23 protein-coding genes are annotated in these 26,170 nt (G+C 68.7%); 10 read left to right on the forward strand and 13 right to left on the reverse strand.

Translation table 11 applies throughout. The annotated features are described in order from the left end of the window. The coding region (locus MLGJGCBP_RS42915; RefSeq protein ID WP_160103695.1) for a transposase at positions 1 to 425 on the reverse strand (425 nt) is incomplete at its 3' end. A gap of 249 nt (positions 426 to 674) precedes the next feature. On the opposite strand from MLGJGCBP_RS42915, the gene MLGJGCBP_RS42920 reads away from it, so the two are divergent. Then, positions 675 to 851, forward strand: coding sequence for a hypothetical protein (locus MLGJGCBP_RS42920; protein WP_157234191.1), 177 nt, complete (start codon positions 675 to 677; stop codon positions 849 to 851). Between the two features lie 114 nt (positions 852 to 965). Here MLGJGCBP_RS42920 and MLGJGCBP_RS42925 read toward each other — a convergent pair whose 3' ends face one another. The 5 genes from MLGJGCBP_RS42925 to MLGJGCBP_RS42945 all read right to left on the reverse strand — a co-directional run bounded on the left by MLGJGCBP_RS42925 (position 966) and on the right by MLGJGCBP_RS42945 (position 6,685). Beyond that, on the reverse strand, positions 966 to 1,595 hold the full coding sequence (locus tag MLGJGCBP_RS42925; protein WP_160103697.1) for a sigma-70 family RNA polymerase sigma factor: 630 nt from the start codon (positions 1,593 to 1,595) through the stop codon (positions 966 to 968). A 473-nt stretch (positions 1,596 to 2,068) separates the two neighbouring features. Next, a complete protein-coding gene (locus tag MLGJGCBP_RS42930; protein ID WP_012686868.1) occupies positions 2,069 to 2,875 on the reverse strand; it encodes an ABC transporter permease in 807 nt (268 codons plus the stop codon). After that, positions 2,872 to 3,795, reverse strand: coding sequence for an ATP-binding cassette domain-containing protein (locus MLGJGCBP_RS42935; RefSeq protein ID WP_012686867.1), 924 nt, complete (start codon positions 3,793 to 3,795; stop codon positions 2,872 to 2,874). Before MLGJGCBP_RS42935 ends, MLGJGCBP_RS42930 begins: the two co-directional genes overlap by 4 nt. Positions 3,796 to 4,102: 307 nt before the next feature. Further along, complete coding sequence (locus MLGJGCBP_RS42940) at positions 4,103 to 5,338, reverse strand: MFS transporter (RefSeq protein WP_007296057.1); 1,236 nt, start codon at positions 5,336 to 5,338, stop codon at positions 4,103 to 4,105. Positions 5,339 to 5,341: 3 nt separating this feature from the next. Then, the gene (locus MLGJGCBP_RS42945; RefSeq protein ID WP_007296058.1) at positions 5,342 to 6,685 is read right to left on the reverse strand and encodes an NAD(P)-binding protein; all 1,344 of its coding nucleotides are present in this window, start codon (positions 6,683 to 6,685) and stop codon (positions 5,342 to 5,344) included. A 103-nt stretch (positions 6,686 to 6,788) separates the two neighbouring features. Here MLGJGCBP_RS42945 and MLGJGCBP_RS42950 point away from each other — a divergent pair, with 103 nt between their 5' ends. Both MLGJGCBP_RS42950 and MLGJGCBP_RS42955 read left to right on the forward strand, forming a co-directional pair. Then, positions 6,789 to 7,658: a helix-turn-helix domain-containing GNAT family N-acetyltransferase gene (locus MLGJGCBP_RS42950; protein WP_007296059.1), complete on the forward strand. Its 870-nt coding sequence runs from the start codon at positions 6,789 to 6,791 to the stop codon at positions 7,656 to 7,658. A 196-nt stretch (positions 7,659 to 7,854) separates the two neighbouring features. Then, a complete protein-coding gene (locus MLGJGCBP_RS42955) occupies positions 7,855 to 8,652 on the forward strand; it encodes an alpha/beta fold hydrolase (protein WP_012686865.1) in 798 nt (265 codons plus the stop codon). Here the strand turns inward: MLGJGCBP_RS42955 and MLGJGCBP_RS42960 are convergent. Beyond that, positions 8,625 to 10,202: an alkaline phosphatase D family protein gene (locus MLGJGCBP_RS42960; RefSeq protein WP_012686864.1), complete on the reverse strand. Its 1,578-nt coding sequence runs from the start codon at positions 10,200 to 10,202 to the stop codon at positions 8,625 to 8,627. The two genes, MLGJGCBP_RS42955 and MLGJGCBP_RS42960, sit on opposite strands and share 28 nt — an antisense overlap. A 303-nt stretch (positions 10,203 to 10,505) precedes the next feature. Here MLGJGCBP_RS42960 and MLGJGCBP_RS42965 point away from each other — a divergent pair, with 303 nt between their 5' ends. Further along, a complete protein-coding gene (locus tag MLGJGCBP_RS42965) occupies positions 10,506 to 11,534 on the forward strand; it encodes an IS110 family transposase (protein ID WP_007296062.1) in 1,029 nt (342 codons plus the stop codon). Between the two features lie 539 nt (positions 11,535 to 12,073). Here MLGJGCBP_RS42965 and MLGJGCBP_RS42970 read toward each other — a convergent pair. Together MLGJGCBP_RS42970 and MLGJGCBP_RS42975 are read right to left on the reverse strand one after the other, a co-directional pair. Then, complete coding sequence (locus tag MLGJGCBP_RS42970; RefSeq protein ID WP_007296063.1) at positions 12,074 to 12,745, reverse strand: M23 family metallopeptidase; 672 nt, start codon at positions 12,743 to 12,745, stop codon at positions 12,074 to 12,076. A gap of 517 nt (positions 12,746 to 13,262) precedes the next feature. Beyond that, entirely contained in the window at positions 13,263 to 14,687 is a 1,425-nt protein-coding gene (locus MLGJGCBP_RS42975) for an MFS transporter (protein ID WP_007296064.1), read from the reverse strand. Between the two features lie 473 nt (positions 14,688 to 15,160). Here MLGJGCBP_RS42975 and MLGJGCBP_RS42980 point away from each other — a divergent pair, with 473 nt between their 5' ends. The 4 genes from MLGJGCBP_RS42980 to MLGJGCBP_RS42995 all read left to right on the forward strand — a co-directional run bounded on the left by MLGJGCBP_RS42980 (position 15,161) and on the right by MLGJGCBP_RS42995 (position 19,283). Then, positions 15,161 to 15,367 carry a heavy-metal-associated domain-containing protein gene (locus MLGJGCBP_RS42980; protein WP_007296065.1) on the forward strand — a complete coding sequence of 69 codons (207 nt, stop codon included), beginning with the start codon at positions 15,161 to 15,163 and terminating at the stop codon, positions 15,365 to 15,367. Positions 15,368 to 15,406: 39 nt separating this feature from the next. After that, positions 15,407 to 16,351: a hypothetical protein gene (locus MLGJGCBP_RS42985; RefSeq protein ID WP_007296066.1), complete on the forward strand. Its 945-nt coding sequence runs from the start codon at positions 15,407 to 15,409 to the stop codon at positions 16,349 to 16,351. Positions 16,352 to 16,380: 29 nt separating this feature from the next. Next, on the forward strand, positions 16,381 to 18,642 hold the full coding sequence (locus MLGJGCBP_RS42990; protein WP_007296067.1) for a heavy metal translocating P-type ATPase: 2,262 nt from the start codon (positions 16,381 to 16,383) through the stop codon (positions 18,640 to 18,642). 296 nt (positions 18,643 to 18,938) lie between these two features. After that, positions 18,939 to 19,283: a metal-sensitive transcriptional regulator gene (locus tag MLGJGCBP_RS42995; protein WP_012686863.1), complete on the forward strand. Its 345-nt coding sequence runs from the start codon at positions 18,939 to 18,941 to the stop codon at positions 19,281 to 19,283. 312 nt (positions 19,284 to 19,595) lie between these two features. Here MLGJGCBP_RS42995 and MLGJGCBP_RS43000 read toward each other — a convergent pair whose 3' ends face one another. Next, positions 19,596 to 19,871: an SHOCT domain-containing protein gene (locus MLGJGCBP_RS43000; protein ID WP_007296069.1), complete on the reverse strand. Its 276-nt coding sequence runs from the start codon at positions 19,869 to 19,871 to the stop codon at positions 19,596 to 19,598. Between the two features lie 132 nt (positions 19,872 to 20,003). Between MLGJGCBP_RS43000 and MLGJGCBP_RS43005 the strand changes: the two genes are divergently transcribed. Then, entirely contained in the window at positions 20,004 to 20,765 is a 762-nt protein-coding gene (locus tag MLGJGCBP_RS43005; protein ID WP_007296070.1) for a response regulator transcription factor, read from the forward strand. Beyond that, a complete protein-coding gene (locus MLGJGCBP_RS43010) occupies positions 20,762 to 21,934 on the forward strand; it encodes a sensor histidine kinase (protein WP_007296071.1) in 1,173 nt (390 codons plus the stop codon). Before MLGJGCBP_RS43005 ends, MLGJGCBP_RS43010 begins: the two co-directional genes overlap by 4 nt. 343 nt (positions 21,935 to 22,277) lie before the next feature. Here the strand turns inward: MLGJGCBP_RS43010 and MLGJGCBP_RS43015 are convergent, their stop codons facing one another. The 3 genes from MLGJGCBP_RS43015 to MLGJGCBP_RS43025 form a co-directional block, all read right to left on the reverse strand. Beyond that, positions 22,278 to 22,505 carry a heavy-metal-associated domain-containing protein gene (locus MLGJGCBP_RS43015; protein ID WP_373418960.1) on the reverse strand — a complete coding sequence of 76 codons (228 nt, stop codon included), beginning with the start codon at positions 22,503 to 22,505 and terminating at the stop codon, positions 22,278 to 22,280. Between the two features lie 56 nt (positions 22,506 to 22,561). Continuing rightward, on the reverse strand, positions 22,562 to 23,263 hold the full coding sequence (locus tag MLGJGCBP_RS43020; protein WP_012686861.1) for a DUF305 domain-containing protein: 702 nt from the start codon (positions 23,261 to 23,263) through the stop codon (positions 22,562 to 22,564). Between the two features lie 361 nt (positions 23,264 to 23,624). Beyond that, positions 23,625 to 26,057, reverse strand: a complete 2,433-nt coding sequence (locus MLGJGCBP_RS43025) for a heavy metal translocating P-type ATPase (RefSeq protein ID WP_007296075.1) — start codon at positions 26,055 to 26,057, stop codon at positions 23,625 to 23,627. Positions 26,058 to 26,170 lie beyond the last annotated feature (113 nt).

The raw sequence follows: 26,170 nt of genomic DNA on the forward strand, positions 1-26,170 counted from the left end.
TTTGTTTCGGACAGGACGTGGATCTTCGATCCCTTCTTGCCGCGGTCGACCGGACTCGGCCCGGTCAGCGATCCCCCTTTTTTCGCCCGGACGCTTGCCGCGTCCAGGATTGCTGCTGTCCAGTCGAGTTCACCGGCGCTACCGAGGCGGTCGAGCACCTCGCGGTGCAGTCTCTCGAACACCCCGGCCGCCGCCCAGACGGTAAACCTTCGGTGCGCGGTAGGAACGGTGACCCCGAACGAGGGCGGCAGATGCCGCCACGCACATCCACTGGTTAGCACGTACACGATCGCGGTGAACACCGCCCGATCATCCACCGGTGCACTGCCACCTCCTTGCGGCCGCGCGGCGAATCGCGGAATCAACGGTTCGATGATCTCCCACAACGCATCCGGCACCAACCGCAGTGACAACCCATCTAACACGCGTCACATTATGTCCCACACGTCACTTCATCCACATGAGACACGCTCTAAAGCCTCGCTCACCCACATTGTGTTCATTCCGGTTGCGTCGACGCAACACCGAAGCCCGTAACCTCGCGAAAGTAGCTGAACCACAACAAATTCGCCACGGCCGTCCTGCACTGGCGCCTCCGACCGCCAGGGGTTGCGTCCATTCCCATTCTCCTCCGTCTGATCTGGTATCCAACCCCGACGGATCAAGGAGTCACGATGACCAACCCCCACGAGTTCGAGAACCCGGCGACGGATCGGACGGACGCAACCCCGCAGGCTGCGGCGCCGACGTGTTGCAGCACCGAACGGCAGGCCATCTGCTGTGACCAGAGTGAGAAGTCGACGTGCTGCGGTCCGGCGGCGACGGCGGGTGGTGGATGCGGCTGCCAGTAGTCAGTCCTTCACCCGGCAATGGTGCGGTGCGAGCGTTGGGCTCGCACCGCACCGTCGTCTGTGCGTGGTGCCGTGCGGTCTACCGGTGCGCCGCTCCCGAGCGGGTGTGACGGTCTACTGGTCCGCGGGTGAGGGGGCGCCGCAGGCGCAGGATCCGCTGCGGGGCTGGTAGTCGTGCACGTGACCGGTCCGGTCCTGGCTGATCTCACAGCAGGCGTGCAGTCGGGCCTGGAGGGTGGCACGGCCGCGTTGGACGCGGGATTTCATGCCGGACACCGAAATCCCCGCCTCCCCGGCCGCGGCGGCGTGGGTTCGGGCGTCGAGGTCGACCATCTTCACCGCCGCGGCCTGCTCGGCGGGCAGTCCGGAGAGCATCGGCACCAGGCAGGAGGCGAGTTCCTCCTCCGCCGTCTCGTCGTCGTCCGGTTCGCCCTCGCGCGGGTTGTCGGGGACAGTGTCGACGGCCAGCTCCCGCCGATGGGGCGCGGACCGGTAGTAGTCGGTGATCGCGTTGCGGGTGATGGCATACATCCACCCCAGGAGCCGGTCCTGCTCGCGCAGGTTGTCCAGGCTCTTCGCCATCCGCAGGAACACGATCGACAGAATGTCGTCGGCGTCCTCGGGCCGTGAGACCCGGCGGGCGATGAAGGCCCGCAAGTCGCTCGAGAAGCGGCGCCAGAGCTGGTCGAGATCAGCTGGTGCCGACTGCGGTGTCGTCGCGGTGGTGGCCGTGTCCTCGTTCATGATCTGTGGTTCCTCTCCGTCTTACAGGATCCCCGCCCCGAGGCGCGGTGGCGACCCCCTGGGTCAGGGTCGTTCCAGAGGTACGGACGACATTGACCGTCATCGGACGCACCTGCGTCCGAATCCGAAGTTCCTCGTCTGTATGGGTGTCGATGTCGATTCCGGGTTCTCCGGTTCGACGTACCAGTAGAAGCGCGGTGAGGAGGTGAGAGCGATGCTGACCACACATCTGTTGTCGGGCCTGACCGACGAAGAGGTCGATCTGATCGTGGCGGAGGAATTGCATCTGCTCGACGCCGCCGCATGAGCGCCGTCGACGCCCGCACCGGGCGCATCCGCTGACCACAGCACTCTCTCAGCCTCTACCCCCTCCACCGGGGTAGGGGCCAGAGGAGTGCCCGGATCCGGACGGACAGCAGACACGAAGAACCCGACCCATCCTTGGGAGGGAGGACAGGGCGGGGTGTCGTCGTTCAGCGGGTGCGTGCGGACCGAACCACGCGGGTGAAGGCGGGCACGGCGGTCACCACCGCCCACAACCCGATCGCCGCAACCAGGGCTGCGGCGGTGTCGCCGGCGGTGGCGGTGCCGAGGACGTGGCCGCGCAGGGCGTCGGTGGCGTGCGCGACCGGATTCACCGTCGCCATGGCCTGCATCCAGCCGGGCATGGTCTCGATCGGCGCGAACGCACTCGAGACGAACATCAGCGGCATCATCACCATCATCCCGGCGAACTGGACCACGTCCGGCCGACGGAGCCGGTCCCCGATCAGCCCGAACAGGGCGCTCATCGCCCCGGCCAGCACCACCAGCACGATGACCGCGGCGACGGCATCACCGGCGGTGCCGTGGAACTCGAAACCCAAAGCCACGGCGGCGATCCCGAGCAACGCAGCCCGGGCGAGGGTGAAGACGGCCTCGTTGATGGTGCGAGCCACCCCCGTCAACGCCGCCCGCATCGGCAGGGCAGCGAAGCGGTCATGCAGGCCGTTGGTGTGATCGATCGCGGCGGACACTCCGGCGTTGGTGCCGGCCATCACGGTGGAGACGGCGAGCATCGCCGGAGTGAGGAAGACGATGTAACTGACCCCGGCCGGAAAGCTGGGTCCGGCCGCGACGCTGCGGAACACCTGACTGAACAGCACCAGCATCGCCATCGGCATGGTCAGCGAGAACATCAACAGCTGCGGAACACGTGCGCTGGTGCGCAGGTTCCGGACGGTGAGCGCGGCGAGCTGGTCCAAGGCCGAGGGCCGCCCGATCGCGTTAGTGGTGGTCATTTGTGGGCTCCTGTGTGGGCGAGGTGGGTGAAGACGTCGTCGAGGCTCGGGGAAGCTACGTCCAGGTCGGTGACCTCGATGCCGCGGTCGTGCAGGTCGGCGACCAGCGCGATCGCGGCGGGGGCGTCGTCGACGGTGACCGACGCCCGAACCCGGTTGTCGTCGACCCTGTCGGCGTCCGGGATGAACGGCAGCGCGGCGAGCTGATGGGCGGGGACCGTCGCGCTGACGACCTTGCCGCCGACGATCCGTTTCAGCTCGGCGGGGGTGCCGCGGGCAGCGACCCGGCCCCGGCTGAGGACCACGATGTGGTCGGCGAGCCGGTCCGCCTCCTCGAGGTACTGGGTGGTGAGCACGACCGTGGTGCCCGCGTCGGTGAGCTCGTCCACGACGTCCCACAGCCCGGCGCGGGCGAGGGGGTCCAGGCCCGTGGTCGGCTCGTCCAGGAACAGCAGCGACGGGGATCCGACGAGACTGGCGGCCAGATCGATCCGGCGGCGCGAGCCCCCGGAGAGTTCCCCTACCCGCCGAGCCGCGTACTCGTCCAGACCGAGCCGGTCGATCAGCGCGTCGGCCCGCGCGCGGGCGGTGCGCCGCAGCCCGGTCAGGCGGCCGATCAGCTCCAGATTCTCTCGGGCGGTGAGGAATTCGTCGAGACCGGCGTATTGGCAGGTCACCCCGATCCGGCGGCGGACCTCGGTGGCGTCGGCGACGACGTCCAGGTCCTCGATATGCACGCGGCCGATGGTGGGACGCACCAGGGTGGTCAGCGTGCGGATCAGGGTGGTCTTGCCGGCACCGTTGTGGCCGAGCACACCGAGCGTGGTCCCCGCGGCAGCCTCCAAGTCGACACCGTCGAGGGCCCAGTTCTTGCCGAAGGCGACGTGCAGATCCTCGACGAGGACGGCGGGGGCGGTCATCTCACACCCCCGCCGTGGCCGCCGGCCTCGAGGCCGGTTCCGGGGGGAGAGAACAGGTGGGTGGTCATCGGAGGGTTCCTCTCGAAAGAAGGTGTGCTCTCACCCGGTTCTGGATGAGAGTCCGCTTCCTCAGACGAAGCAACTTCGCGTTGGACGCGCCCACCGCCGAATCAGGCCTCGAGGATCGCCGGTTTCAGGCCGCGGCGCAGTGCGTGATGGGCGGCGGCCAGGCCGGACTGCCAGCCGCCGACGACGAGGACGTTGTAGTCGCTCAATTCAGTTGTCCCTTCCAGGGTTGTCGAGAGGGTCAGGTAGTGGTGGCGGCATCGTGGCGCCGATGCCGGGGGATGCTGGCGGCGCCGATGAGGGAGGCGACTACGGCGAGGGCGGCGAGGATCAGGTAGGCGTGGGCGTAGCTCCCGGTCCGCGCCGACAGTGCGGTTCCGGCCCAGGGGGCCAGTGCCATGACGATGACCACCGGGGCGGACATGAGCCCATTGAGGCGACCGTAGTGGGTGGCGCCCCATCGGTCGGTGATCGCGGTGGCCTGGATCAGGGTGAAGATCCCGCGGATCAGCCCGGCCCCGATCGCCACCCCGATCAACGCGGCAGTGGTGGAGGCGATCCCCAGCAATGCGGTGCTGGCGGCGGTGGCGGCGAGGATCACCACGATCCGGGTGCGGGCGGTGGTGCGGGCGGCGATCGGGAGGTAGCCGAGGCGGCCGAGGACCTGACCGGCCCCACCCAACCCCAACGTCAGGGCCGCGAGGGACGGGGAGAAGCCCTGCTCGATCAGCAGTGGCACCAGGTTGAACACCCCGGCGAACGCGGCGAACGCCCTGAGACTCAGTGCGATGACGAGGGCGAGGAACGCGCGGCTGCGAGAGGCATCCCGGTGATCGACCGGATGGTCCCCCACTGGGGTGGGTGGGTGCGGCCACCGCCCGCGCAGGCCGAGCAGGTGCCCGGGCACGGTGATGACGGCCAGGATGGCGGCGAGGACGAGATAGGTGGTCCGCCAGTCGTACCGGTCGACCAAGGCCGCGGTGAGCGGGGCGAACACCGTGCTGGCCAACCCGGCGGCGAGGGTGAGGATCATCAGCGCCTTGACGTAGCCGTCGCCGTACCAGCGGGTCAGCGCCGCGAACGCGGGCGGATACAGCACCGCGCCCATCGCGATCCCGGCAGCGAGCCACCCGGCGTAGAAGGTCGGCAGGTTCGGGGCGGCCGCGACAACCAGCAGCGCGGGGACGGCGAGGACGGATCCGGCGGTCATCACAGCCCGCGGCCCGAACCGGTCGATGATCCGTCCGACCGGGATCCCGGTCAGCGCGGCGGCGAGCTGGGACAGGGAGAACGCCGCCACGATCACCGGCAGGGACCACCCGGTGTCGGCCGAAATGGACACCGACAGCACCGGAAACGCGTAGTAGAGGATGCCCCAGCTGGTGATCTCGGTCAGGCAGAGCACCGCAAGGACCCGTCGCAGACCACCCTCGGCGAGCGTCGGGGTGTTCTGCGGCAGGGTCGTGGTCGGGGCCATCGGTTATCCGCCCGCGCGGGCGGACAGGGTGATCAGCTGCGGGTCCGGGGCGACGCAGCACCCCACGGACTCTTCCGCTGCCGCGGGGGTGTCGGGGTCGTCGAAGACCCCGGCTCCGCCGCAGACTCCGGTCTCCGGCAGGGTGAGCTCCACCCGGGCGGCGGCGTCGTGGTCGCCCGCCAGGGCGGCGGCGATGGAGCGGACCTGCTCGTACCCGGTCATCGCCAGGAATGTCGGGGCGCGGCCGTAGCTTTTCATCCCGACCAGGAACACATTCGGCTCCGGATGCGACAGTTCGGCGACCCCGTGTGGGTAGACGGTGCCGCAGGAATGCACGTTCGGATCGATCAGCGGCGCCAACTCCACCGGCGCCTGCAGCACCGGATCCAGGCCCAGGCGAATCTCCGAGAGCCAGGACAAATCGGGCCGGAACCCGGTCAGCACCACCACCCGATCGACGTCCTCGATCCGGGCTCCGGTGTCGGACACCAACACCACCCGCTCACCGTGGGACTCGATGGCTGCGGTGCGGAATCCGGGAACCACCTGCAACAGCCCGTCGTCGACCGCCGCCTTGGCGCGCAATCCGAGGGCGCCGCGGGCGGGCAGCTGATCGTCCTCGCCGCCGCCGAAGGTGGAGCCGGCATCGCCGCGGCGCAGCACCCAGCTGATCCGGGTACCCGGCGCCTGCTTCTCCAGATCGGCCAACGCGACGATGGCGGTCAGCGCCGAGTGCCCGCTGCCGGCGATCACGATGTGCTTGCCCGCGTACCGGGCCCGCACCTCGGGGTCGTCGATGTTCGGCACCCGGTACTCGATCCGGTCGGCCGCGGACTTCTCGCCGAGTGCGGGCAGGCCTTCGCCGCCGAGGGGGTTGGGGGTGGTCCAGGTGCCGGAGGCGTCGATGACGGCCTGCGCGAGGATGCGGTCCGCGGTGCCGTCGGCGCGGCGCAGGTGCACCGAGAGCGGTTCGGTGTCGCGGCCGGCGTCGACGACCCGGTCGCGGCCGCGGCGGGCCACGCCGACCACCTCGGTTCCCAGCTGCACGATGTCGCCGAGGGCGGCGGCCAGCGGCGAAAGGTAGTCGCGGGTCCAGTCCTGGCCGGTCGGGTACGCCTCGTCGTCCGGGGCCACCCAGCCGGTGGCGTCGAGCAGGCGGCGGGCGGCGGGGTCGATCAGCTCACCCCAGCGGGAGAACAGCCGCACGTGGTTCCACTCGGAGATCGCCGCACCGGCCACCGGGCCGCGTTCGAAGACCAGCGGGGTCAGGCCGCGCTCACGCAATTGTGCCGCGGCTGCGAGGCCGATCGGGCCGGCGCCTACGACGACTACGGGCAAGGTGTTCATCTGGATAATCCTTTCATCGACGTTCATCGATCCTCTAACGTCGGAAAGTATCGATGATCGTCGATTAATACAACCATCGATGGATGTCGATATAGTGACGGGCATGACTTCCCTGGACATGCCGGCCGTCCGCACCCCCGGCACCGCGCAGGTGGATGCGTTGGCGCCGGAGGACGCGGTCACCTACGCCGGCTGGTTCGCCTGCCTGGCCGATCCCACCCGGGTGCGGTTGCTTCATCAGGTCGCCTCCCGCCCGGCTGGGATCACCGTGGGTGAGCTGGCCGAGGCCCTGGGCATCGGTCAGCCCACCATCTCGCACCACGTGCGCAAGCTTGCCGACGTCGGGTTCGTCTCCGTCCACAAGGACCGCACCAGCACCGTCGTCACGGTCAACCCCTCCTGCTGCACCGGACTCCCGCACGCCGCCGACGCGGTCATGGGCGTGCTGACCCCGCGGCCGTGCTGCCCGGACGACCTCCCCGACGACGTGACCGTGCGCCCCATGACGGAACAGGACTGGGACGACGTCCGCCGCATCTACGGTGAGGGCATCGCCACTCGCACCGCCACCTTCACCACCGAGGTCCCTACCCGGGAAACCCTGGACGCCCAATGGCTGCCCGGGCATCGGTGGGTCGCCGAGATCGACGGCGTCGTGGTCGGCTGGGCCGCACTGAGTCCGACCTCCGGGCGGGACTGCTATCGAGGCGTAGCCGAGAACTCCGTCTACGTCGCCGACGGGATGCGCGGACGCGGCGTCGGCAAGACCCTGCTGCGCACCCAGGTCATCGCCGCCGACGAAGCCGGGATATGGACCTTGCAGACCTCGATCTTCCCGGAGAACCGGGCCAGCATCGCCCTTCACCACTCCGCCGGATTCCGCACCATCGGCGTCCGCGAACGCATCGCCCGACTCGACGGCATCTGGCGCGACACCGTCTTCCTCGAACGCCGTTCCCCCGTCGCCGGATAACCCGACTCCTTCTCAGCCCCGGGGGCACCGATGCCGGACCCATAGGTCTACCCGTACCCGGGCAAGCATTTCGACTTCCACCGCACCCAAACTCGCCCTCGGCTGACGCATTCAACCGAGTGCCGCAGCGCAGTCGGGCTTTCTCCGCCGACGACTCGAGCGAGCTGGCGGTACCCCGGTTGGGTATGGCCGCTCGGTGTGCCGGGATCCGGCGCTGCACACGTGGAGTCGCTACGCCGCCGATGTGATCGCCCTCCTCGACCACCTGGGCGCGTCGGAGGCGGTGGTCGGCGGGACCGGTCTGGGCGGCACCATCGCCTTACGCGCCGCTCCGGCCTTTCCCTCACGCGTGCGGGCGGTCGTGGTGATCAGTGCCGAGGATATCGAGGACGACGAGGCGAAAGTGGCCGAGACCGCGTTGGTGGACCGCTTCGCCGAGCGGGTGCGAGGCGACGGTATCGAAGCGGCGTGGGAGTTGTTTCTTCCCCACCTGCAACCGCTGATCGGGAACCTGGTGCGCTCGGCGATACCGCGCGCCGATCCGGGGAGCGTCGCCGCCGCTGCCGCCATTGGGCGTGACCGCTCGTTCCGCACGCTCGACGAACTCGGCGCGATCGAGGTTCCGGTGCTCATCGTCCCCGGCGCCGACGAGCGCCATCCGGCCGAGCTCGCCGAACGGATGAGCGCGACCATCCCGCATGCGACACTCGCGCGGAACGTGTCGTTCGACGCGCTCGCGACGGCGGACGACCTCGCCGGCGCCGTCGTCCCGCAGATCCGCCGATTCCTCGGCAACTGCGGCCATTACCCGTCCCCGTGCGTGCCCGAGCCACCTTCGTCCGACAGGCGCACCCTGGCGATGGCGATGTGGCTCGGCACTGGCACCGCTGCTCAGCGGTGCCTGGTCCGCGGGCCCGGGGCGGATCGGGCTTGCCGCGCCGCGTCGTGTGTGGCAGGGTCCGGCCGTCACGCCTCGGTGACGCTGGGTCTCTGATCCTGGACCACGAAGCTGGCGCGGGTGTGGATGGGCGCGCCCGGGCGCTGGATATAGGGAACGACGCGGAAGTCGTTGCGCCACAATTGATGGTCCAGGTCGACCCGCACGTATCCACGCTGCGCGTTGAAGAACTTCATGTCGGGATTGGCGGCCAGCAGGCGGCGGCCGGTGTCGTTCATGTCGGCGCCGTCGCCGGCTGAGGTGATCGACGTTCCCGAGAATTCCGATGCGATGACCGGGGATTCTGGGTCGGCGTAGTCCCGGCGCAGGTCGGCGACGATGTTCTGGTGACGGTCGCCGGTGATCACCACCAGATTGCGGACGCCCCGATCGGCTGCGCCGCCGAGGACGGTGTTGCGGTCGGCGACGTATCCGTCCCACGAGTCGGCGGACACGACGGTGTCCGGGCCGGGGTCGTTGTCGGTCTGGCCCATCGCTACCTGATTGCCGATGATCTGCCAGCGGGCCGGGGAGCCGGTGAATCCGTCGAGCAGCCAGTCCCGTTGCTGGGCGCCCAGTATCGTGCGGTCGGTGTCGAGCCGGTCGGCGCAGTCCGCGGTGACGTTTCCCCCGCAGGCCTGCCGGTCCCGGTATTGCCGGGTATCGAGCATGGTGATCTGCGCGAGATCGCCGAACCAGTAGCGGCGGTGCAGGCGCATACTCTCCCCGGAGGGCAGTTGCGTGAGCCGCAGCGGCTGGTGCTCGTACATCGCCTGGAAGGCCGCGGCACGGCGACGGCGGAACAGTGCGGGTATTCGGTAGATATCGAAGCCCAGTCCCGGCGAATCGGCGGCCCAGTTGTTGTCGACCTCGTGATCGTCCATGGTCACGATCCAGGGAAAAGCTGCATGGGCGTCGCGCAGCGGCTTCTCGGCTTTGTACTGTGCGTAGTGCAGCCGGTAGCTGGGCAGATCGACGGCTTCGTCGCGGTCCGCTCCCATCGGCATTCCCTCGCGGCCGCGCCTCCACCCGCGCTCGTAGATGTAGTCGCCCAGATGGATGACCAGATCGAGGTCTTCGTCGCGCATGTGCTCGTATGCGGTGTAGAAGCCCGAACTCCACGATTGACAGGAGGCGAACGCGAGCCGCATCCGCGCGGTGGGCTGCCCCGGAGCCGGGGCCGTGCGGGTCCGGCCCACCGCAGAGATCGCCGAACCGGCACGAAATCGGTAGAAGTACCAGCGAGCGGGCTCCAAACCGTGGATCTCCGGGTGCACGCTGTGGGCGAGTTCGCGCGTCGCGACCGCCGTACCGCGCGTCACCACCTGCCGGAAGCTCTCGTCATGCGCGACTTCGTATTCGACGGTCACCGGATCCCACCCCATGCCGCCGCGCCCGCCGGGGGCAAGCGGATCCGGTGCCAGGCGGGTCCACAGGACGACACCATCGGGTGTCGGATCTCCCGATGCCACACCGAGTCCGAACGGGTCATCTCCTCGCCACCGCGGCGCCGGCAACCGGGCGCTACTCACCGCCGACGTACCCACCAGCACCGCAGCCGATCCGGCCACACCTACCCGCAACAACTGCCGACGGGACAGGGGCATACACCACGGTATATCCAGGCTGCGATCGGCGAGCCCGGCGCGGCCGATGGGACGACCCGCAAGGGTGTGGCCACCATCTCCACCCTGAGTCCGAGAGCACCCGAGACGGCGACGGTACGGGCCGCCGGTAAGCGCACGACGCGCACTTGCCGAGTGTTCTGAAGGCGCTGTGCTCGCCGGCTGCGGAAGCCACTGCCCTGGATCTGGTCGACCTGATGCGATGAAGGGGCGGGGCCTCCGCTCCTCGAGGGTTCCCGGCGAATGCTGGGAGTACTCACTTCCGAACGAAAAGGGAGGCCCCTGATGAGTGAGTATGACGGAAAACAGTTCGTCGGGATCGATCTGCACCGGCAACGATCGGTGATCGTCCGCCAGACCGACACCGGCGAGCAGCTCTCGGCGGTGCGGATCGTCAACGACCCGGTGGCGTTGGGGTTGCAGATCGACCAGGCCGGCCCGAACCCCGAAGTGGTCCTCGAGGCGACCTACGGCTGGTACTGGGCGGTCGACGCCCTGCGAGCGTCGAGTGCGGACGTACATCTGGCGCACCCGTTGGGTGTCAAGGGATTCCGATACCGGAGGGTGAAGAACGACCGTGATGCCGGTGATCTGGCGGATCTGCTGCGGATGAACCGGTTGCCCGAGGCGTGGATCGCCCCACCGCAGACCCGCGAGCTGCGCGAGCTGGTGCGATATCGAGCAAAGCTGGTCGCGCTGCGGTCCGGGCTCAAGGCGCAGGTACACTCCGTGCTCGCCAAGGCGGGAGTCCTGATCCCGGTGTCGGACCTGTTCGGTGTCACCGGCCGCCAGAAGCTGGCGCGGGTGCCTCTCGCCGACGCGTACGCGCAGCGGGTGATCTCGTTGCTCGAGCTGATCGACGACCTCGACGCCCACGAGGCACGGTTCACTGCCCGGATCGCCACCGAGCTGCGTGGCGACCGTGGGTATACGGCGATCCAGGCGCTGCCCGGCATCGGACCCACCCTGGCCGCGGTGTTCGTCGCCGAGATCGGGGACGTGCACCGGTTCACCGATCCCGCTCACCTGTGCTCCTGGGCCGGTTTGACGCCCAAGCACCGCGAGTCCGACGCCGTGGTGCGCCGCGGGCACATCACGAAGCAGGGCAGCAAACTGGTGCGCTGGGCGGCCGTCGAGGCCATCCAACGGCATCCCGCCGGCACGAAGATCTCGACCGATCGCAAACGGATCGAGGCCCGCCGCGGCCGAAACATTGCCAAGATCGCCGCGGCCCGCAAACTGCTCACCCTCGTCTACTACGGACTGCGCGACGGAGAGATCCGCGCCGTGGCCCACCAGAAGGCGGTGGCGTGAGCACCCCGGACGCAACACGCGCGCGGCCGTGCACAGGTCTGACCCCCGTGCCTACGACGTGGTCGCCCACCTGATTGACCCCGCGTATTGCCAGCGCACCGCTCCATGCCCGCACCGCCGGGCGAAGGGATGACCGGCCAGCCGAGGAAGCCCGGCCCTGCCCAACCCCACACGCATCACACTGGAGACGTTGCACCACAACCACGTAACAAACCGAATCGCGTCGTTGGTCCTCGACCCGTTCTCGGGCTCATTCCAGTCTGCGCCGGGCCGGGCCACCGTCAAGACCATTCGTCCTCGCTCACGCTGCGGGCGCTGTGTCTTGACCCCCGGCCCTCACCCAGCGCTGCCCGCATGGAGCCGAAACCACGTAAACGCGACCCTTTGACAAGGCCCCGCTCCTTCATACATGACCTGTGAGGGGTCCGCCCTCACGGTCGAAGGATGCTCGACATGCCCGAACCGCATGCGGGACGCGGCCTGCCGTCCGGCCTGCCGCGCCCTGCATCGTTTGGAACTGACTACCGCCAGGGCGAGTCCTAGTCGGCTCCCCAGGTCACCGAGACGCCGCGGTCGCGCAGCCACTGGCTCGGGTTGAGCCGGTTGCCGCCTGCGTCCGAGACCTCGAAGTGCAGGTGCGGACCGGTCGACTGACCACGGTTGCCGACGGTGGCGATCTGCTGACCCGCCGCGACCCGCTGGCCGACGTTGACGATGAACTCGTTGATGTGGCCGTAGACGGTGACGGCGCCGTCGTCGTGGCGCACCCGCACCCATAACCCGAACCCGGAGGCCGGGCCCGCGGAAATGACCTCACCGTCGGCCGCGGACTGGATCGGGGTGCCGATCGGGGCCGCGATGTCGATGCCGCCGTGGTGCGCACCCCAGCGGGGGCCGTAGCCGGAGGACAGCGTGCCGGACACCGGCTGCACGGCGCGGGCCTTGAGCGGAGCGGGAATGCCCGGGTTGACCGGCCCGGGCATTCCGGGCGCGGGCGGGGCGGCCGGGATGTCGGGCAGCTCGATCGCGGGCAGCTGAACACCGGCGGGCAGCAGGCCCGGCGGGATCTCGAGCGGGCGGGCGGCCGCGGACCCGGCGCCGAACTGCGCGCCGCCGATCAGGATCGCACCGGTCGCCGCGGCAACGGTCGCGATCTTCAGGCGGCCGGTGATGGAATTTGAACGATCTGCCGTCCTGCGGTGTTTCGCCACAGTGTCTTACCTCGTCTTCGTTGGCTAGCCCGCGCTCTGGAGATTTCGCGGCCTCGGACCCCCGTCGAAAAGGAAAGTAACAAAACGATATCGACCGCACAATCGTGACCTAATCGATATCTAAATATGATCTTGCTCGAATAAGTCCATGTCAGGGATCTGGACCTGACCTACACCGCCATCACGGGCAGATAACGACATGCGGGACCGCGTCCCGGACACTCCGTCGATCGGCACCGCGCAAGGCCGACGAAACCGGCACTGACCTCGACATTCGCGGGGTCGGCGACTGCGCGCAGGGTCGGCGCGACGACATCCGGCGACGCGACGCGGGTTGCTTCACGGCCCGCCGCAAGCGGACACGCCGCCGACGACGCCCAATGTGACAGACACCACACAGCCTGTCGTGTCCAGCGGGGCACTCGGACGGGCGAAGGCCCTCGCGGCGATCCGGTCACCACGGGCACCGGCGCGGGGTGGGAGCCGGGCCTGCCGACTCCCACCCCACGGTGTGTTGTCAGTGCTGCTCGAGGACTGGTTCCGGCACCTTGTCCGACTGGGCCGTGCGCATCGACACGGCGGTGACCCCAGCACCGGCCAGGGCGATGACGGCGGCGCCGATGAACGCGGCGGAGAATCCGTTCGTCAGCTCGGGGAGGTCGCCGATCTGGTTGGCCCCGAACGAGGCGGCGACTGCGGTCATGGCTGCCAGACCGAGCGCCGAGCCGACCTGGTAGCTGACGTTGACGATGCCCGACGCCAATCCGCCCTCATCGGGTCGGGCGGCGGAGATCGCCGTGCCCAAGGAGGGGATGAAGGCGAGCGACATACCTGCTGCGGCGACCAGGGAAGCCGGCAGCACGTCGACCCAGAAGTTGCCGGTGGGCCGGACCAAGGCCATCCACCCGAGCCCGAGCGCGAGAACGATCAGACCGGTCACGATCATCGGTTTCGCCCCGAACCTCTGCATCGCCCGCGGCGCGATGACGATCATGCCGAGCATGATCAATGTGGTCATCGGCAGTAGTGCTGCGCCGGCGGGGAATGCGCTGTAGCCCAGGACCTGCTGCAGGTACAGGTTCAGGAAGAACCACATCGGTATCCACGCCGCACCGAGCAGCAGTTGGGCGACGTTCGCTGCGGCGAGGTTGGGGGCGGTGAAGATCCCCAATCGCATCAGGGGTTCGCGGCGCCGGGACTGGATGAGCACGAATGCGCCCAGCAGCACCGCGGAAACGGCGAGGTATCCCCAGGTTTGACCCGAATCCCAGCCGACCTCGGGGGCCCGGACGATGGAGTAGACGGCAAGCGCCAGGCCGGCGGTGACGGTCAGTGCGCCGAGGATGTCGATCGAACCGGATCGGGTGGGGGCGTTGGGCATCAGCAGCGGTGTCGCGGCGAGGGCGATGACGGCGATGGGGATGTTGATGTAAAACACCCATGGCCAGCTGAGGTATTCGGTGATCACCCCACCGAGAAACACACCGGCGGTGCCGCCCGCAGGTGCGGCGGCGCCGTAGACGGCGAGGGCTTTGGTCAGCTCCTGCTGGGTGGAACCGAACAGCATCATCAGCAGAGTCAGCGCGGAGGGTGCGATCAGTGCGGCACCGGCGCCTTGGACGGCGCGTCCGGCCAGTTCGGTGCCGACGTTCCCGGCGGCGGCGGTGATCGATCCGACGAGCAGAACAACCCAGCCGGTGGCGAAGGTGCGTCTGGCGCCCCACAGGTCGGACAGGCGTCCGCCGAGCAGGAGCAGTCCACCGAAGGCGATGACGTAGGCGTTGAACACCCAGGTCAGGTTCTCCTGGGAGAAGCCGAGGTCGGTCTGCATTTTCGGTAGCGCGATGCCGATGATGGAGGTGTCCATGATGACCATGAATTGGGCTGCGGCGATCAGCGCCAGCGCCCACCACTTGCGTGTGGATGATGCCTGAGTAGGCATGACAATCCTTCCTTACGGGTATGGGGTATCTATCGTGATGTGAACGAAGAGGAGTGCAGTGGCGCGCCTACCCACAACATCGAGGCCCCGACCCTGGGATCGGGGCAAGTACTGCAGTGTCCGTATGCCTTTCGGGTCGATACCCGCCCTCTGTGCACATCGCCACCCTCCTGAATGCTGCTCGATCCCTCTGCGGATATCGATACCATAGGGGGGTACCGTAGATGATGCAAGGAGCGATTCCGATGTCACCGAAGCCGTTCCGTTCGCGCCGCGGCAACACGCACGGCGGACGGCCATTCGGGCCCCGCCGGGTTTCATCAGGCCGCCTGAGGAACACCACCAGGGGGTACGAGTCCGACTGGAGCGGGTGCGACCACTCCGGCGTTGCATACGGTAGGGGGGTATGGTAAATCTGTAGATGGGTCGCTACGGCCTCGATCGAATTCCGAACCGAAGAAAGAAGGACATCGATGAGCACCACCACCGCCACCGTCACCGGCATGACCTGCGGGCACTGCGTCTCCTCGGTCCGTGAAGAGATCGGCAGCATTCCCGGTGTGACCGGCGTGGATGTCGACCTCGCGAGCGACCGGGTCGATATCGACTCCGACACCCCGATCGAGCAGGAGGCGCTCGCCCAGGCCGTCGACGAGGCCGGCTACCAGCTCGCCGGCTGACCTGCCGAAACTCGAGACCCGGACAGGAGATTCCCCACGATGAACGCATCGTCGAAGTTCGCCGGATTCACCGTCGGCCTGGCCGCGGTCTTCGCCCTCGCCCTCGGGGCCGGGGCCGCCTTCGGCCCCGAGGGCACCACCCCGGCCGACACGCACGACACCTCAACTCACGACGCCGGATCCGTGTCCACCTCGGACGCACCGGCCGCCGATCAGAGACCTGGAGGACTGATGGTCACCGACAGCGGTTACACCCTGGCACTGGACACCGCGCAGGTTCCCGCCGGCGCCGACGTGCCGCTGCGGTTCCGCATCCTCGGTGCCGACGGGCAGCCGGTCACCCGCTACGTCGACAGCCACGAAAAGCAACTGCACCTGATCGCGGTGCGCCGCGACATGGCCGGCTTCCAGCACGTGCACCCGGTACTCGACGCCGCCGGAACCTGGAGCGTGCCACTCGATCTGACCCGCGCCGGGGCGTACCGGGTGTTCGCCGACTTCACCCCCGACGGCGGTGACGGCCTGACCCTGGGCGCCGATCTGCAGGTCGCCGGCGCCTACGATCCGCAGCCCCTGCCCCCGGCGGCGGCCTCGGCCGTGGTCGACGGTTACACCGTCACCTTGGGCGGCACCCTCACCCCAGGTCAGGCGTCGAAGGTCACGCTGTCGGTGAGCCGGGACGGGCAGCCCGTCACGGATCTGCAGCCCTACCTCGGGGCGTACGGGCACCTGGTGGCGCTGCGGGCCGCCGATCTCGGCTACCTGCACGTGCATCCGGACGGCCACCCCGGCGACGGGGTCACCACGCCCGGTCCGGGTATCGACTTCTTTGTCACCACCCCGAGCGCGGGCGACTACCGCCTGTTCCTGGACTTCCAGCACGATGGAGTGGTGCGGACCGCCGAGTTCACGCTGACCGGCGGGCAGACCCCCGCCGCGGTTCCCGCCGCCCCGGAGCCGATGCCCGCCGGGCACGGACACTGACCTACCACCACGCCCCGAGAGGAGGAACGATGAATCCCGTCACGCAGCACCCGACCGCCGACGGCCAGGTCGAGCTCGAAATTGGTGGCATGACCTGCGCCTCGTGCGCGAACCGGATCGAGAAGAAGCTCAACAAGCTCGACGGCGTCACCGCCACGGTGAACTACGCCACCGAGAAGGCACGCGTCAACTACGTCGGTGATGTGTCGACCGAGGATCTCGTGGCCACCGTCGAGCAGGCCGGCTACACCGCCAAGGTCCCCACGCCACCCTCCGCCTCCACCGGCACCGACGCCCCCGCCGCAGAGCAGGACCCGACCGCATCGTGGCGCCAGCGGCTGCTGATATCGCTGGTGCTGTCCGTGCCGGTGATCGCCATGGCCATGGTTCCGGCCCTGCAGTTCCCCAACTGGCAGTGGCTCTCACTGACCCTCGCCGCCCCCGTGGTGGTGTGGGGTGCGTGGCCGTTCCACAAGGCCGCCTTCACCAACCTGCGGCACGGCACCTCCACCATGGACACCCTCATCTCCATGGGCACCATCGCCGCCCTCGGCTGGTCGCTGTACGCCCTGTTCTGGGGCACCGCCGGAATGACCGGCATGACCCACCCGTTCGAGCTGACCATCTCCCGCAGCGACGGCGCCGGCAACATCTACCTCGAGGCCGCCGCCGGGGTGACCACCTTCATCCTCGCCGGCCGCTACTTCGAGGCCCGCTCCAAGCGGCGCGCCGGTGCAGCCCTGCGGGCCCTGCTCGAACTCGGCGCCAAAGAGGTCTCGGTGCTGCGGAACGGCGTCGAAGAGCGCATCGGCATCGATCAGCTTGCCGTCGGGGACGAGTTCGTCGTCCGCCCTGGCGAGAAGATCGCCACCGACGGTGTCGTCACCGAAGGCTCCTCCGCGGTCGACGCGTCGATGCTGACCGGCGAATCCGTGCCCGTCGAGGTCGGACCCGACGACCAGGTCGTCGGCGCCACCGTCAACGTCGGCGGTCGGATCGTGGTCCGCGCCAACCGAATCGGCTCGGACACCCAGCTTGCGCAGATGGCGAAACTCGTCGAGGACGCCCAGACCGGCAAGGCGCAGGCCCAACGGTTGGCCGACAAGATCTCCGGCGTCTTCGTCCCGATCGTCATCGCCCTGGCCGTTGCGACGCTCGGCTTCTGGATCGGCACCGGCGGCGGAGTCGCGGCCGCCTTCACCGCCGCCGTCGCGGTGCTGATCATCGCCTGCCCCTGCGCCCTCGGGCTGGCCACCCCCACCGCGTTGATGGTCGGCACCGGCCGCGGCGCCCAACTCGGCATCCTGATCAAGGGACCCGAGGTGCTCGAATCCACCCGCCGGGTCGACACCGTCGTCCTCGACAAGACCGGCACCGTCACCACCGGCAAGATGACCCTACTCGATGTGATCACCGCCGACGGCGAAGACACCGCGCAGGTGCTGCGCCTGGCCGGGGCGCTCGAGGACTCCTCCGAGCACCCCATCGCCCAGGCCATCGCCAAGGGTGCGCGCGAGCAGGTCGGTGCCCTCCCGGCAGTCGATCAGTTCGCCAACATCGAAGGCCTCGGCGTCCAGGGCATGATCGACGAGCACGCCGTGATCGTCGGGCGCGCCCGCCTACTCGCCGACTGGGCGCAGCACCTACCCGAGGCGCTCGAAAACGCGATGGCCGCAGCCGAAGCCGACGGCAAGACCGCCGTGGCCGTCGGCTGGGACGGGCGGGCCCGCGCGGTGCTCGTCGTCGCCGACGCGGTCAAGGCCACCTCCGCCGAGGCGATTGAGCAGCTGCGCGGTCTGGGCCTGACCCCGATCATGCTGACCGGCGACAATGCGGCCGCCGCCCGGGCGATCGCCGACCAGGTCGGGATCGAGGAAGTGATCGCCGAGGTGCTGCCCGCCGACAAGGTCGACGTCGTCAAGCGACTGCAGGATGCGGGCAAGGTGGTCGCGATGGTCGGTGACGGCGTCAACGACGCCGCAGCGTTGGCCCAGGCCGACCTGGGTCTGGCGATGGGCACCGGCACCGACGTCGCGATCGAGGCCAGCGATCTGACCCTGGTCCGCGGTGATCTCCGCGCGGCAGCGGACGCGATCCGGTTGGCCCGCAAGACGTTGGGGACGATCAAGGGCAATCTGTTCTGGGCCTTCGCCTACAACGTCGCCGCCCTGCCCCTGGCCGCCATGGGGCTGCTCAACCCGATGCTCGCCGGTGCGGCGATGGCGTTCTCGTCGGTGTTCGTGGTCAGCAACAGCCTGCGCCTGCGCCGGTTCAAGTCCACCGCCGGATAAGGCCGAGCCCGCACACAGCAAGGGTGGGGGTGAGCGGGCGTGCAGGCGCCGCCCGCCCCCACTTCACCATTAAAGCGAAAGGAGACGAGCATGGGATCGACGAGGACGACCTCGATGAGGACGATGGTGGGGCGGATTTCCCGGCATCCCGCGACCCGGGCCGTCGCCCGTTGCGCGGTGATGTGCGCCGCCGCCGCGATCCGCCCGTACCCCGACCGCCCGAACACACGGCGCGATACCCCGGGCGGGCATAATCGGGGGTGCTCGACATGACGGTCGGATACCAGGAGGACACCATGGCCACCCCCACGCCCGCGGCCACCCAGGCACCTGCCGAGACCGACGGCCATGACCATGCCGCGCACGGCTACATCACCGAAAAGGACGCCTACCTCAAGCGCCTCAAGCGGATCGAAGGCCAGGCCCGGGGTCTGCAGCGGATGGTCGAGGAAGACAAGTACTGCATCGACATCCTCACCCAGGTCTCGGCGATGACCAAGGCCTTGCAGGCGGTGGCCATGGGGCTGCTCGAAGACCACATCAGCCACTGTGTGGTCGACGCCGCGGTCGCCGGCGGCCCCGAGGCGGAGGCGAAGATCAAAGAGGCCACCGACGCGATCGCCCGTCTCGTCCGCTCCTGAGACGAGCCGAGATCACCCGGCGTAGTCCAGTCGGGACATCATGCCCGGTTTCTGATGATCCGTTGTGGCAGTCGATCATCCAGTGTCCGCGACCAGCTCCAGCTGCGTGAGAGCGTATCGGCCGAACGATGTGTCCGTGCCGGTGCATGGAATACCCATCGTGGCCAGGTGCGTGAAGGTCGGGCGGACCCGTCGACCTTCACGGATCGTCAATGGGGCTGTGTGATCGTAGGGGCAAGCGTTGATGGTCCCGGCGTGCCACGGATCCAGGCACACCGTGCTCGAACGACGCTGATTTGCGGTACTACCTGGTTATCGGTCATGTCCGGTGCGTAGTTGGTCTCTGCGGATGCGGTACTCCTCGGCGTCGATCTCCCCTCGGGCGAAGCGTTCGTCGAGGATCTTGTCCGCGCTCGGCCTGCTGGTGGCGTCGGTGTCGTAGGGAGGATGGCGGTCCGCGCCGATGGTGCGGAACAGTGCCATGACCCCGACGATGACCAACCCCCAGAACGCGACCATCAGCGCGGCCATCAGCACCCAGCCGCCCCAGCCCATTCCGTAGCCCATTCCGTTGTTCCACCACATCATGGTTGTTCGCCTTTCGTTGCTCTCCATCGTGGATTCCGGATGCGGTGAATCGATGAGGGTTCTGTGTAGTTTCGCTGAAGATGTGGCCGGTTCGGGGCGACGCGTACCGGATCTGGAAGGACACCGGCGACGATGGAGACCATGGACAACACGCCGCCCCTGTCGCCTGAGAGCGCCGCGGGATATCGGGCCTTGGTGGTCGACGACGAGCGCCCGTTGGCCGCGGTCGTCGCCAGTTACCTCGAACGGGAGCACTTCGAGGTCGCCGTCGCTTACAACGGGGTCGATGCGCTCACACTCGCCCGGGAAATCGACCCCGACGTCGTGGTCCTCGACCTCGGGCTGCCGGGCATGGACGGAATCGAGGTGTGCCGCGAACTGCGGACGTTCTCGGACGCCTATGTGGTGATGCTGACCGCCCGCAGTGCGGAAATGGACACCATCATCGGGCTGTCCGTCGGCGCCGACGACTACGTCACCAAACCGTTCAGCCCACGGGAGCTGGTGGCACGCATCCGCGCCATGTTGCGCCGACCGCGGAAGGCGCCGGTGTACGAGATACCGGCACCCGAGCCTGGGGCCGAGGCTCCGCCACGGGTCTTCGGGGCGCTGAGAATCGATGTGGCGGGCAGGGAGGTGTGTCTCGGCGAGCAGCCGGTGATGTTGACCCGCACCGAGTTCGATGTGCTGGCGGTCTTGTCGTCCCGACCGGGTATGGCATTTAGTCGGCGCCAGTTGATCGAGGCCGTGTGGGGAGAGTCCTGGGTCGGGAACGAACACCTTGTCGACGTCCATGTCGGTCACCTGCGCCGCAAGCTCGGCGACGACCCCGCCGCACCCCGGTACGTCACCACCGTCCGCGGCATCGGGTATCGGATGGGGACCGGGCAATGACCTCGCATGGGGACCGACCCCGCACCCTCGGCCCAGGTCCGGTGCGCAGCCGTGGCCCCGGCCTCGGCATCCGGCTGCTGCTGGCGCAATCGCTGGTGCTGGTTGCGGGCGTCGTAACCTGTTGGGTAGTCGCGGTGTTCGTCGGCCCCCCGCTCTTCCGCGAGCACCTGCACCGCGCCGGGGTACCGGCCTTCTCCGACGAGCAGTTCCACGCCGAGCAGGCGTACCGCTCCGCCACAGCCATTTCCCTGGCGGTAGCCCTCGGGGTGGCCACCCTGGCCGCGTTGGTGGTGACCTGGTACTTCAGTCGGCGCCTGCAACGGTCGGTGACCGAGGTGTCGTACGCGGCGACCGCGGTGGCCGACGGGCGCTATGACATCCGGGTCACTCCCCCGCACCTCGGGGACGATTTCGACGCCCTCGCCGAGGCGTTCAACCGGATGGCTGCCGGGCTCGAATCGGTCGAGACTACCCGCCGCCAACTTCTCGGTGACCTCGCCCACGAGATCCGCACCCCGGTGTCGGTGCTCGAGGCGTACATGGAAGCACTCGAGGACGGCGTCGAGACATTGGATGCCGACACGATCGGCATGCTGCGCGATCAGACCCGTAGGCTGGTCCGTTTCTCGGACGACGTCAACGCACTCTCCCACGCCGAAGAGAGCCGGACCTCGATCGAGCCCACCTGGGTGGACCCCGCCGCACTGCTCTCCACCACCCTCACCGCCGCGGCGGACCGCTACGCCGCCAGGGAGGTGGCACTGACCTCTCGTGTTCCTGCGCACCTTCCCCGCCTGTGGGCGGACCCGGAGCGGCTCGGGCAGGTGCTGGGCAACCTGCTCGACAACGCCTTGCGCCACACCCCCGGCGGCGGCCGGGTGGAGGTGACCGCCGGCCACCGACACGAGCTGCTGGTGATCGAGGTGACCGACACCGGCGACGGCATCGCCGCCGAACACCTCCCGCACCTGTTCGAACGGTTCTACCGTGTCGACGCGGCACGCGACCGCGCACACGGCGGAGCCGGGATCGGACTGGCGATCGCCAAGGCCCTTGTCGAGGCGCAGCGCGGTCACATCACCGCCCGCAGTGACGGCCCCGGAACCGGCAGTACCTTCACCATCGCCCTTCCGCTGCGCCGGGATCAGCGACGAGGAAATACTCGGTGACGGCGATCGCGGCATCGGCTCGAGGACGCTCGCATCGTGCCGAGCGGACCGAGCGCGGCAACGGTCTTCGGTGGTCACGAGCACCGGCTGGGCCAGACTCTCGTCGCGCTCCCCCGGGCCGGCGATAGCCGGTGTTCCCATTCACGGCGAGGCTGCCGTGTACATCATGTGCGGTCGGGTCGGGCTGACCGGCCGTGGCAGCCACGTCGATGCGGTGGCGGGCGATCTGGTGGCGATCACCGCGGCGCGTCCTCTCCGGGTCGAGCCGCTGAGTCGAGTCCGTCCTCGTGCTAACCGGCGCGAAACCTTCCTGATGCCGCGGGGAGGGCGCGTTGGGGGTGGATCAGGTGGGTGGGTCGGCCAGGGAGTATCCGGCCTCGTCGACGGCGTGACGTACCTGCTCGAGCGACAGTGGCCGGCTGCTGGTGACCCTCACCCGTGAGTCGCCGCCGGGAACCAAGTCGATGTCGACGCTCGTCACTGCATCGAGACGGTCGAGTTCCTCGGTGACCGCCTTCACGCAATGCGCGCAGGTCATGCCGGACACGTGGTAGCTGGCGGTGGTGCTCACTGTGTTCTCCTCGGACGAGGTCATCGTTGGGTGTTCGACTCCCCGAAGCCGGGGTGTCACAGCGAGGCCAGGATGTTCTGCATCGTGGTGATCTCCTGTTGTTGGGTGTCGGCGATGGTGCGTGCCATCGCGACGGCGTCGGGATACTGACCGGAGTCGATTTCGGTCTGCGCCATGGCGATCGCGCCCTGGTGATGGGCGATCATCTGCGTGAGGAAGAGCCGGCTGGCGTCCACGCCCTGAGCGTTCTGCAGTGCCGTCATGTCCTCGGCGGACATCATTCCGCTCATTCCCATCCCGCTATCGCCTGGCATCTCCATGCCCGACATCGGCATGCTCTGGCCCGGAGTCATCATTCCGGACGTGGCCATCGGCATGCTCTGGCCCGGAGTCATCATTCCGGACGTGGCCATCGGCATGCTGGACTGTCCCCACTCGGTCAACCAGCCCTGCAGCTGCTCGATCTCCGGGCCCTGGGCTGCCTTGATCTGATTCGCCAGATCGGTCACCCGGGGGTCGATACCGTTCTTGGCGAGCACGACATCGCACATCTCGATCGCCTGCGCGTGGTGCGGAATCATCTGCTGCGCGAACGTCACGTCCGCCTGGTTGTGGGTATCGGCGGCCGCTGTGGTGGCGGTGACGCTCGCCGAGGCACTGCTCTGCGCTGACTGATCGCTGCCGGAGTTGCTGCACGCGGTCAACGCGACCAGGGCGGCGACCGCGGCGGCGCCGACGGCAATTTTCGTGGTTTTCATGGCAGGGAGATTCCTTTCTCGCTGTGGACACAGGTGCTTTTCACCCCGGACCCGGGGAGGTTGGTCTTGCATGCTCGGGAGATGCCCGATCCCCGGCACCGAGGGGGTGGTCGACGAGGAGTTCCGTAGGGGTTTCTTCGACGCCGATTCGTGTACGCCGCGTCGGCCGCGGACGGGTGCGCGACCGTCACCGGTATCGATGGCGGGAGTCGTCGGTGATCAGGCGGTAGAGGACATACAGCGAGAACCACGTGATGAGCACGCTCACCAGGACCAGCAGTATCTCGTAGAAGATGACCACGATCTCCTCCTCGGACGTGCGGGTGGACGGTGAATTCGGTTGGTGCCGAATGCTCTTTGCTCATCGGGGACCCGTGGGAGTGGGTGCGGGCGCCGGCCGGGGCTGGGTGAGCTGCGGTTCGGGTGGGGAGGGCAACGCGAGCCGTTTGAGCATCAAGGCGTTGACCGCCACGATGACGCTCGACCCGGACATCGACAGGGCGGCGATCTCCGGGCGCAGCACCAGTCCCAGGGAGGGTTCGAAGACCCCGGCGGCGATCGGCAATGCGATGACGTTGTAGCCGACGGCCCAGCCGAGGTTCTGCCGCATCTTGCGCAGCGTGCCGCGCCCGATCCGCAGGGCGATCGGCACGTCGAGCGGGTCCGAGCGCATCAGCACCAGATCGGCGGTCTCGATCGCGACGTCGGTGCCGGCACCGATCGCGATGCCCAGGTCCGCCTGGGCCAGGGCGGGCGCGTCGTTGACGCCGTCGCCGACCATCGCGACCGTCTTGCCCGCGCGCTGCAGTTCGGCGATCTTGGCGGCCTTGTCCCCGGGGAGGACCTCGGCGATGACGGTGTCGATGCCCAGTTGCCCGGCGATGCGCGCGGCGGTGGCCTCGTTGTCGCCGCTGAGCATGACCACCTCGGCGCCGAGGTCGTGGAGGGCGGACACGGCGGCGGCGGAGGTGTCGCGGGCGGCGTCGGCCAGGGCGATCACCCCGACCCCGTGGCCGTCGACGGCCACGAGCACCGCGGTCCGCCCGCCCCGGGCCAGCTCGTCCCGCCGGTCCATCAGTGCACCGAAGTCGACCTGTTCGGCGGCCATCAGCTTGCGGTTGCCGACCGCGACCCGGCGGCCGTGCACCTGGGCGGTGGCCCCGTGTCCGGGCACGTTCTCGAACCCGGTCAGCGGCAACTGCGGGATGCCGCGGTCGGTGGCGTAGCGGACGATCGCACCGGCCAGCGGGTGCTCGGATTCGCGTTCGACCGAGGCGACGAGCGCGAGGAACTCGTCCTCGATGATGCCGTCGGTGATCACGTCGGTGACCTCCGGTTCGCCTTTGGTCAGGGTGCCGGTCTTGTCCATCACCACGGTGTCGATCCGCGCCGACGTCTCGAGCGCGGTGGCGTTCTTGAACAACACCCCGCGTTGGGCGCCGAGGCCGGTGCCGACCATGATCGCGGTCGGGGTGGCCAAACCCAGGGCGTCGGGGCAGGTGATGACCACGACGGTGATCGCGAACAGCAGCGCCGTCTGCACACTCTCCCCGACCAGCACCCACACCAGGAAGGTGCCGATGCCGCCGATCAGCGCGACCAGCACCAGCCAGAACGCGGCCCGATCGGCCAGGCGTTGCCCGGGGGCCTTGGAGTTCTGGGCTTCCTGGACCAGGGCGACGATCTGCGCGAGCACGGTGTCGGAGCCCACCTTGGTGGCCCGCACCCGCAGGGTGCCGGTGGTGTTGATCGATGCACCGATCACCTCGGAGCCGGGCGGTTTGGTCACGGGCAGGCTTTCCCCGGTGACCATGGACTCGTCGACCTCGGAGTGGCCGTCCTCGACGGTGCCGTCGACCGGGATCTTCGCGCCCGGGCGTATGAGCAGCAGGTCCCCGGCGGTGACCTCGGCGGTGGGGATCTCGACCGGTTCGCCGCCGCGCAGCACCACCGCCCGCGGCGGAGCGAGCTCGAGCAAGGTGCGGATCGCGTCGTTCGCGCCGCCGCGGGCCCGCATCTCGAACCAGTGCCCGAGCAGCACGAAGGTGGTCAGCATCGTGGCGGCCTCGTAGAACACGTCCCCGCCGCCGGTCAGGGTCACCCCGACGCTGTAGAGCCAGCCGGCCCCGACCGCGACGGCGACGAGCACCATCATGTCCAGGGTCCGCGCCCTCAGCGCCCGGTAGGCGCCGTCGAAGAAGATCCACGCCGAGTAGAACACCACCGGCAGGCTCAGCAGCAGGGTGAAGACGTCGTCGCGCAGGCCGAACGGTGCCGGCACCATGAACCCGAACATGTCTCGGCCCATCGGGGACCACAACATGATCGGGACCGACAGCACCAGCGCCACCAGGAAACGGTTGCGCATGTCGCGGATCATGGCGTCCATCGACATCCCGGCGTGACCGCCGCCGTGTCCCATCATCTCCTGCGGTAACCGCCCCGCAGGCGCATGCCCGGCGGGCATTTCGTGAGCGGCTGGCTCAGCGGGTGCCGCAGCTTCCGGGGCGGGGTGAGCGTGTCCTGCCTCGCCGCGCACGGCGGCCGGTTCGGACATCGGGTCGCAGACGTGATCGGGCACCGAACGCCCGGCGCAGTGATAGCCGCAGTCACGCACCCACTTCGACAGTTCGACCACCGACGTGAGGCCGGGATCGTAGGTGACGGTGGCGGTCTGGTTGACCGCATTCGCCTCCACGGAGGTGACACCCGGTCGGCGGCGCAGGGTGGCCTCGACGGTCGCCGTCGAACTCGCCCAGTGCACCCCACTGACCTCGAGGACGGTTGTGTTCATTCGCGCTGGCACCTCTTCGTTGTGGCGGCGCCGAAGCCGGCGTCCCGCTCGGTAGGCTGACTTCTGTCGGTACGCACGCGACCCGGCGCCCCCATGACCGTCGTCCACGGCGC

Source organism: Rhodococcus sp. T7, from assembly GCF_009872365.1.
Lineage (GTDB): Bacteria > Actinomycetota > Actinomycetes > Mycobacteriales > Mycobacteriaceae > Rhodococcus_F.